The 7,471-nt window shown below is 66.9% G+C and carries 7 protein-coding genes and 1 pseudogene; 4 read left to right on the top strand and 4 right to left on the bottom strand.

Features of this window, described 5'->3' with window-relative positions:
• The 4 genes and pseudogenes from KBX53_RS01325 to KBX53_RS01310 all read right to left on the bottom strand — a co-directional run.
• A pseudogene (locus KBX53_RS01325) lies at positions 1-387 on the bottom strand (N-acetyl-gamma-glutamyl-phosphate reductase); the annotation flags it as partial.
• Positions 384-1,262 (bottom strand): RimK family alpha-L-glutamate ligase, encoded by an 879-nt coding sequence (locus KBX53_RS01320; protein WP_307857895.1) that lies wholly within the window; start codon positions 1,260-1,262, stop codon positions 384-386. The gene KBX53_RS01320 and the pseudogene KBX53_RS01325, both read right to left, overlap by 4 nt.
• Positions 1,255-1,440, bottom strand: a complete 186-nt coding sequence (locus KBX53_RS01315) for a hypothetical protein (RefSeq protein WP_030329330.1) — start codon at positions 1,438-1,440, stop codon at positions 1,255-1,257. The genes KBX53_RS01320 and KBX53_RS01315 overlap by 8 nt, the downstream gene beginning before the upstream one ends.
• Positions 1,441-1,457: 17 nt before the next feature.
• Entirely contained in the window at positions 1,458-2,162 is a 705-nt protein-coding gene (locus KBX53_RS01310) for a 2OG-Fe dioxygenase family protein (RefSeq protein WP_030329333.1), read from the bottom strand.
• Between the two features lie 545 nt (positions 2,163-2,707).
• On the opposite strand from KBX53_RS01310, the gene KBX53_RS01305 reads away from it, so the two are divergent.
• From KBX53_RS01305 to KBX53_RS01290, 4 genes are all read left to right on the top strand, one after another.
• Entirely contained in the window at positions 2,708-3,928 is a 1,221-nt protein-coding gene (locus tag KBX53_RS01305) for an MFS transporter (RefSeq protein WP_051708204.1), read from the top strand.
• Positions 3,867-4,730 (top strand): glycosyltransferase, encoded by an 864-nt coding sequence (locus tag KBX53_RS01300; RefSeq protein ID WP_036410872.1) that lies wholly within the window; start codon positions 3,867-3,869, stop codon positions 4,728-4,730. The genes KBX53_RS01305 and KBX53_RS01300 overlap by 62 nt, the downstream gene beginning before the upstream one ends.
• 678 nt (positions 4,731-5,408) lie before the next feature.
• Complete coding sequence (locus tag KBX53_RS01295) at positions 5,409-6,668, top strand: nucleotide sugar dehydrogenase (RefSeq protein ID WP_036410874.1); 1,260 nt, start codon at positions 5,409-5,411, stop codon at positions 6,666-6,668.
• A 49-nt stretch (positions 6,669-6,717) separates the two neighbouring features.
• Positions 6,718-7,431 carry a PIG-L deacetylase family protein gene (locus tag KBX53_RS01290; RefSeq protein WP_030329342.1) on the top strand — a complete coding sequence of 238 codons (714 nt, stop codon included), beginning with the start codon at positions 6,718-6,720 and terminating at the stop codon, positions 7,429-7,431.
• Positions 7,432-7,471 lie beyond the last annotated feature (40 nt).

Here is a 7,471-nt window from a genome sequence, read left to right as displayed (position 1 = left end):
ATCCCGCGTCGGCTGGCGCCAGCCGCCAGCCGACGCGGGATAGTGGCGCTCGACCTGGTCCGTCTGGCGCAGCCGGTAATCGCCGGCCAGGTTGATCACGACCTTGGCGCGGTTGGCCACGTCGTCGAGCACTGACGGCAGTACGCCGTTGGGCAGGCAGGCGAACGCGACGTCCACGTCCGGCATCTCGTCGAGCTTGCGCATGTGGTGCCCGCCGATCGACGTGTTGCGCAACCCCGGCACGACCTGCCCGACGCGCTGACCGGCGTGCCGGGCCGAGGACACGAACGTCGGCACCACCTGGGGGTGGGCGGCCAGCAGCCGGATCAGCTCGGCTCCGATGAACCCGCTGCCGCCGAGGACGGCGGCGCTGATGTGCTCGCTCACGCCGCCACCCCCGCCCGTGCGAACACCGCGTCCCGCACGTACGCGGCGACGTGGCCGGCGATGTCGACGCCGTGGATCTTCGAGGACTGGGCGAAGTCCGGGTTGGTGTTGACCTCCAGCACGTACATCTCGCCGGTCTCCCTGGACTCGGCCAGGTCGACGCCGTAGAACCCGGGGCCGAAGCACGCCACCACCCGGGCGCACAGTTCGCGGGCGCGGTCCGAGATCGGGATGGGCTCCACGGCGCCGCCCTGGTGGGTGTTGGTGCGCAGACCGGCGCCCACCTGGCGGTACGCCACGATCGGACGGTCCCCCACCACGTGCACCCGCTCGTTGAAGCCGGGCTTGGGCACGTACTGCTGCACCACGACGGGGAACTCCTTGCCGGCCGGGTCCAACGCCTCCCGGCCGCCGGCCCAGGCGTCGAACTGCGCCTCGTCGGTGATGCGGACGATCCCGCGTCCCCACGAGCCGCTGATCGGCTTGACGACAGCGTCCCCGCCGAGCTCGTCGACGTAGCCACGAACCTGCTCGACGGTGAACGCGACGTGCGTCGTCGGGTGCGGGACGTCGTGGTTGGCGAAGGCGATCGCCTGGAGATCCTTGGCGAGACACAGCCGCACCGCGTGCGGCGTGTTCAGCGTCTCGATGTCGGCGTGCTCGAACCGGGCCGCCATCGAGGCCAGTTCCCGGTGGGACACGTTGCGCAGCAGCACCATCCGGGGCCGCGGCGCGGCGTTGTTGAGTATGGCGGCGGTATGGCGGGGCAGCGCCGACTGCGCGGTCAGCCCGGTCGCCCGGAGCGCCCCCAGGAGCAGCCGCTCCTCCGGGCGCACCATGGTCACGGAGACCAGCACATCGGCCGTCTCACTCACCCCAGTCCTCCTCGATCTCCGGTGCGCGGTCGAGCCGGATCGCGGGCGTGACCTCGACTACCTCGTGTTCCTGGCCGCAGCCGCGGCACGACAGGATGTCGCCCAGCTCCGCCTCGGTCGACACGACGACCTCGGTGTCGCACTCCAGGCAGACCGGTGCGGTGGTCAGATTGGACATGGGATCCCTCCGGAAGACTAGGCTCGCTCGAAATCGATGATCATCATGTCGCGGGTCGCGACTGTCGCACCCTCGGGTCCGATCGGGGTAACTTCGTGTTCCATTGCGCGATCGTCGAGCAGAATGGTTTCCATAGGATTCACCATCGCGTGCTCGAACAACGGCTCGCTCTCACCCTTGCGGAAGACACGGCTGATGCCACCGGCGCAATTCTGCCGGCCGACCAGATGGATGGCCACATAGTCGTGGCCGTCGCTGTGCCGCCCCTCCGGGGCGGGCGCCGAAGTGCCTTCACTGCCGGCCGTCACACGGATCATGTGGACGGTTATCAACCAGTCGCTGTCAATTCCGCTGGCACGGCTGACAAAGCCCAGGTCGTGTGTGATGACGGCTTGGAAGTTTGCGTTCTCGTACGCCTCCGGCGTGATCGGCGCGAACTGCCTGGCCTGCCCACCGTAGACCCGGTTCACGTCCGTCGCCTGGTAGAACGGCTGGGCGGGCAGCGTTTCCAGGGCACCTCCGGCGCGTCCCAGCAGCCGCCCCAACCGGCGGTATCGGCGTGTCCGGTGGCTCGGTTGGACGTACGGGTCGATTGGAAGGTCCTCCCATAATTTCGCGAATTCATACCACCCGTCACTGACGGAAACGGGTAGTTGCTCGTGGGCCCACCCGTTCTTCACGATGTCCTGCGCGCGGAGCAGGGCGAAATTGTTGATAGGCATTGCGTGCCTCCCTTCTTATCCAGGAATGAACGTACTCGCGGGGCGGTACTCTGCACCCGACTGAGCTCCACTCAAGACCTCGGTAAATGGCACCCAGAACCCGTTTGAGCCGCCACCCACGCCGTTGTGCGTCGAGCTGCCGCTGGCGGAGTCGCGAGCCGGCGGGCGGCACAACGACAGTTGTGCTGGCCGACCTCGCCCGCACTGTTCACTGACGCCCGCCCGCGAGGCCCCCGTCGCCGCACCCTGCGCTCGGACCCGGTCAGACCTGCAAAGCTTCCCGTCAATCGCCCAGCGGTAGTAGCTCGGCCGGCTTCCCCGCATCGCCCGCGCCACTCCGACACGAGGCTGACGTGCGCAAACATCTCTAGTGTGGACATGGCGAGGGATGGCGGTCCAGATATGCTACCTTCAAAACCCGGTTAGCCGGTATCACGCAAGCGGACCTGCGGTTGAGTAGCGCCGTCGAGACGAACGAGTGTCTGTTGTGTACCGCTTGCGTGGCGACTTCTTGCTACACCTTGTCCAGGAATTGGGAGGTAGCCATGGTGCACCAACGACGCGCGGTCTATGCCCTCACCGCGTTGTCCGCCGCCACTTTCTGTTACGTCACCACCGAAGTGCTTCCGATCGGTCTGCTCACGCTGATCGCGCCGGACCTGGGACGCTCCAGGTCGGAGACCGGTCTGCTGGTGACCGGGTACGCGGTGGTGGTCATGATCGTGGCGCTTCCGCTGACCCGGGTCACTCGACGAGTACCCCGACGGCCGCTGCTCGCCGGCGCCCTCGGCGTGTTCGCCGCGGCGACGGCGGTGTCAGCCCTCGCCACCTCGTACGAGGTGCTGCTCGCCGCCCGGCTGGTGTCCGCCATCACCAACGGTGTCTTCTGGGCGGTGGTGTTCCCCGTGGCGATCTCGATGTTCCCCGAGAACATCCGAGGCCGCATCGTGGCGCGGCTGTCGATAGGCAACGCTCTCGGCCCGGTCCTCGGCGTACCGCTGGGCACGTGGTTGGGCGGACAGGCCGGCTGGCGGGCCGCCTTCGTCGCGATGGCCGCCCTCGGCTTCGTCACCTGCATCGCGGTCGCCCTGCTCCTGCCGAGCGTCGCACCGCAACAGAGCGCGAGCGACGTGGGGCCGATGCCGGATCGGCAGCGTTTCGTGGTGCTCCTCGTCGCCACCATCCTCGCGGTCACCGGGGCCATGGGCGCGTTCACCTACATGACCGTGTTCCTCCTCGACGTGAGCGGGTTCGCCGCGGCATCTCTCGGCCTGCTGCTCTTCGTCCAGGGCTCGTTCGGCGTCGCCGGCACGTGGGCGGTCGGTCGGGTCCTGGACCGGTTCCCACTCGGTGTCGTGCTGGGGCTGCTCGGGCTCATCACCGCGGCGATGCTCGGCCTCTACGGGGTTGGTTCGAGCAAGATATTGACGATCCCTCTGCTCGCTGTGGCGGGCATGTCGTTCAGTTCGCTGATCGCGGGAATCCAGCACCGAATCATGCAGGTGGCCCCGTCGACCACCGACATGGCGTCCGCCAGCCTCAGCGTCGCGTTCAACTTCGGCCTCGCGGCCGGCTCGTTCATCGGCGCGGGCCTGCTGGCGACGGCCGGGGTCCGCGTCATCCCGTTGTTCGGTGGCCTGCTGACGGCCGCCGCGTTCGCGCTGCTCGCCTTCCACGAAATGTCCCGCAAGAAGAGGAGAGGCCATGAAACTGTCCGTCGTAATCCCGACCTACAACCGGTCGGACATTCTGCAGCTCACCCTTGAGTCCCTGGTCCGCCAGGACCTGGATCACGACGACTACGAGGTGCTGGTGGTCGACGACGGATCGTCGGACGACACCGCGGACGTCGTGAAGAAGTACATGGACCAGATGAACCTGCGCTACTTCTTCCAGGAGGACGAGGGTTACCGGGCCGCCGGGGCCCGCAACCTCGGCATCAGCCACGCCGAGGGCGAGATCACCGTCTTCATGGACGCGGGTGTGATGGCGCACTCCAGCCTCCTGCGCGTGCACCTCGCCACCCACGAGGCCTACAGCGAACCGATCGCCCTGTGCGGGTACGTCTTCGGCTACAGCCTGAACAACGAGAACGCCGACGAGGTCCTGGCCGACCTCGACGTCAACGATGTGGACGGCACGATCGAGCAGTGGCGTGAGAAGGGCCTGCACCCCGACATCAGGGAGGACTTCTTCATCCGGGAGGGCGACGACTTCTCCGACGCGCCGGCACCCTGGCTCATGTACTGGACGTTCAACTCCTCCGTGCGCACGGAACAGCTACGGCGGGTCGGCATGTTCGACGACGCGTTCCGCGCCTGGGGCGGCGAGGACGTCGACCTCGGCTACCGACTGCACCGCGACGGGGCCCGCATGTTCCTCAACCGCGACGCGGTGTCGCTGCACTGGCCGCACGCGCGGGACGGCGAAGGCGCCGACGCGGTCGCCAACTACCAGTACATGGCCCGCAAGTACGACACCCCCATCACGCGACTGCTGGACATCGTCCCGACCATCAACTTCTTCGTCATCAACGACGTCATCCGGGGCAGGAAGCTGACCCACTGACCTGATCGCAGCTGGTATGCGGCCCGCACGGGCCACCTACCTTCGCGGCGCCCTCTGCGCGCCGGCCACCGTCAATGCGACACCGGCCGGCGCGCTGCGCTGTTCGGCGACTTCCGCGGCCCGGATCCCATGGCACTTCTGCCGACTCTCGGGGAAATCTCCTCAGTAGTAAATCCCCGTTCTGATGAGCAGTTCCACAGAATCTATTGAGTAATCGGGAGAACGCTAGTGCGGTACCGCCGCCGGAGTACGTTGCTGCTACGAATATAAAGGAACTGCGGAAGGGCGGGATCGCGTTCAGCCTATCGGGAGAGCGGACACGAATTGTGCGCTCTCCCGTCACTGGTTCCAACGAGTCGAGCAGCAAGCGCGTACGAGATGGTCCGAGGTCCACCAGGGGCTGGCACCCGGCAATCGACCAGGAAGGTCGACCCTTTGGCCGCCGGACTCTCAATAGGCAGGTCCGGCGCACCGAAAGGAGCTCGGGCGCAGCCGGAACGCGGCCCGGTCGCGGGCACGCGGACCGGCGGACGGTAGAAGTCTGGTCGAAATGAGGCGGTCATGGGACAAGAGTCGGTTACCTCCATGATATTGGACGATGCCCGGTCGCATCGGTCGTTCGAGCAGGACTACTCACCAACCTCAATAGCCGAGGAACCAACAGGTGAGAGTTCTCGCGTGTCGTACGATCTGGCAGTTGTTGGTCTTGGCTATGTGGGTCTGCCCCTGCTGAAAGAGGCGGCCGCTGCCGGACTGCGCGTCATCGGAGTGGATATCGACGCCAATCGCGTCGATATGCTGAACAGCGGGAAATCCTACATCGACGACATCTCCAAGGACGATCTCGGCGAGATGCTCGACGCCGGCTTCCGGGCGACGACGGACCCGGCGTCGTTCGCCGAGAGCGCGGTCATCATCGTCTGCGTGCCGACGCCACTCAGCGACGATCACGGGCCGGACCTGTCGGCGGTGCGCAGCGCGGCACACATGGTCGCCGCCTGCCTGACGCCGGGCACCCTGGTCGTGCTCGAGTCCACCACGTACCCCGGCACGACCGAGGAGGTCGTCCGGCCGATCCTGGAGAAGTCAGGCCTCACGGCGGGACGCGACTTCAGCCTGGCGTACTCACCCGAGCGCATCGATCCGGGCAACGGGCAGTTCGGACTGCGGAACACGCCGAAGGTCGTCGGCGGCCTCACCGAGAGCTGCCGTGACCAGGCGGCCACCTTCTACGGCAAGCTCGTGTCCCGGGTGGTGCCCACCTCCGGCCTGCGCGAAGCCGAGATGGCGAAGCTGCTGGAGAACACCTATCGCAACGTGAACATCGCCCTGGTCAACGAGATGGCGATCTTCTGCGAGGAACTGGGCATCGACCTGTGGGAGACCATCGAGGCCGCTGCCACCAAGCCTTTCGGCTTCCACAAGTTCCTCCCCGGGCCGGGAGTCGGCGGCCACTGCATCCCGGTCGACCCCTCCTACCTGTCGCACACCGTCCGCAAGCTCGGCTACACCTTCCGGCTGGCCGAGACGGCTGACGAGATCAACGGGCGGATGCCGAAGTACGTCGCCAGCCGCCTGCAGCGGGCGCTCAACCGGGAGCGGAAGTCGGTCAACGGCGCGCGCGTGATGCTGCTGGGTGTGACGTACAAGCCGGACATCGCCGACGACCGCGAGACCCCGGCCCTGCCACTGGCCCGTGAGCTGCTCAGCCTCGGCGCCGAGTTGTGTTTCGCCGATCCCTACGTACGGAACTGGACCGTCGACGGCGTGAGCATCACTCCGGTCGAGGCACCCCTGTACGCGGTCCACGACTGCGACGCCGTCGTGCTGCTGCAGCCGCACTCGGCGTTCGACCTCGCGGCCATTGCCCGGCGCTCCCGGCTGGTGCTCGACACGAGCGGCCGCATGGGGCGCTACGACAACGTCGAACGACTCTGAGCCGCGCTCCAGAAGACCTTCGGATGACTCACGGAAACGGACACCCACGATGACGTTCAGCTGGTCGCAGCAGCGCATTCTCATCCTTTCGCCGCACCCCGACGACGAGGTTCTCGGCTGTGGCGGATTGATCCACAAGGCGAAGTCCGCAGGCGCCGAGGTCTTCGTCCAGTTCCTCACGGTCGGCAACACCACCGACCAGTCCTCGTCGGTCTCTACCAGCCCGGAGGACCGCAACGACGAGATCAAGCGGGTCGCCGACCACCAACAGTGGGACGGCTGGCACATGGCCTTTCCGGGCGACGAGTACCACCTCCGGCTCGACCAGCTTCCCCGACTCGAACTCGCCAACATGGTGGAGCAGGAGAGCCCGCTCGCCATCGCCAGGCTGCGGCCCACGATGTTGATCGCTCCGCACCGTTCGAGCTACAACCAGGACCACCAGGCCGTGGCTGAGGCGGCCCACACCGCGACGCGGCCGTCCAACAACCGGCTACGCCATCACCCCGACTTCGTGCTGGCCTACGAGGAGGCGGCGGATCAGTGGCGAACCGATTCGGTTCCCATGCCCAACCTCCTGGTCGAGCTCACCGAGGAAGACCTCGGCAGCAAGCTCGAAGCGATGCGGCAGTACGCCACCCAGATTCACGAGCATCCACATACACGGTCCGAAGAAACCCTCCGCAGCCTCGCGGTCCTGCGCGGCATGCAGGCCGGCGTACCGCTGGCCGAGGCGTACCACATCATGCGGTGCCTGGCCTGACCGTCCGCGCCCGACACCCGCACCCCACCTGCTGCCGAAA

It is taken from the genome of Micromonospora sp. M51 (assembly GCF_018070305.1).
GTDB classification, from domain to species: domain Bacteria; phylum Actinomycetota; class Actinomycetes; order Mycobacteriales; family Micromonosporaceae; genus Micromonospora; species Micromonospora parva.
The sequence above is the reverse complement of the archived record's forward strand: the minus strand, read 5'-3'. Positions and strand labels throughout refer to the sequence as shown.